The sequence below is a fragment of the Catellatospora chokoriensis genome, assembly GCF_011297315.1.
Taxonomy (GTDB): domain Bacteria; phylum Actinomycetota; class Actinomycetes; order Mycobacteriales; family Micromonosporaceae; genus Catellatospora; species Catellatospora citrea.
In genome coordinates this window covers 1-1,050 of record NZ_JAAOTI010000074.1, presented here as the reverse complement: position 1 = coordinate 1,050, position 1,050 = coordinate 1, and the positions used below count along the sequence as shown (strand labels likewise).

General features: G+C 67.2%; 2 protein-coding genes. Both read left to right on the top strand.

The window, feature by feature from the left end:
* Window positions 1-410: ATP-binding cassette domain-containing protein (locus HAV39_RS42025; protein WP_191844659.1), on the top strand; the 410-nt coding region annotated here is incomplete at its 5' end.
* On the top strand, window positions 407-1,050 hold a 644-nt coding region (locus HAV39_RS42020), incomplete at its 3' end, for an ABC transporter permease (protein ID WP_191844658.1). The genes HAV39_RS42025 and HAV39_RS42020, both read left to right, overlap by 4 nt.

The window sequence follows — 1,050 nt, the reverse complement described above, 5'->3', positions numbered from 1 at the left end:
TGCGGCGTTTCGACCTGACCGACGCCGCGGGCCGGCGGGTGGCGACCTACTCCGGGGGTATGCGCCGCCGCCTGGACATCGCGATGAGCCTGATCGGCGACCCGCCGGTGATCTTCCTCGACGAGCCGACCACGGGCCTTGACCCCGAGGCCCGGCTGGAGGTGTGGAAGGAGGTCCAGGCCCTGGCCGACAGCGGTGTCACCGTCCTGCTGACCACCCAGTACCTGGAGGAGGCGGAGAAACTCGCCGACCGGATCGCGATCCTGCACCAGGGCACGATCATCGTGTCGGGCACGTTGGCCGAGCTGCGGGCGCTGCTGCCCGCCGCCAAGGCCGAACTCGTCGAGCGGCAACCGACCCTTGAGGAGATCTTCCTCGCCATCATCGGGAACAAGGAGGCGCGGGTATGAGCGCGCACGTGCTCGGCAACACCGGGGTCATGCTCGGACGTTCCATCCGGCACGTCACCCGCAGCATGGACACCATCATCACCGTCACGATCATGCCGATCGCGTTCATGCTGCTGTTCCGGTTCGTGTTCGGCGGCGCGATCCAGGCCGGCACCGACAACTACACCAACTATTTGATGCCCGGCATCATGCTGATGGCGATCTCCAGCGGTATCTCCTACACCGGGTTCCGGCTGTTCAACGACATGCAGAGCGGCATCTTCGAACGTTTCCACTCGATGCCGATCGCCCGGTCGTCGGTGCTGTGGGGACACGTGCTGACCTCGGTGGTGTCCAACGCCATCTCCGTGGTCGTGATCGTCGCGGTGGGCCTGGTCATGGGTTTCCGGACCTCGGCCGGGGTGCTGGACTGGCTGGCCGTGGCCGGGATCCTGGCCCTGTTCACCCTCGCCCTGACCTGGGTCGCGATGATCGCCGGACTGGCCGCGTCGTCGACGGACGGGGCCACCGCGTTCTCGTACCCGCTGATCTTCCTGCCGTTCATCAGCTCGGCGTTCGTGCCCACCGCCACGATGCCCGCCCCGGTCCGGGCCTTCGCCGAGAACCAGCCCGTCACCTCGATCGTCAACGCGATCCGGGC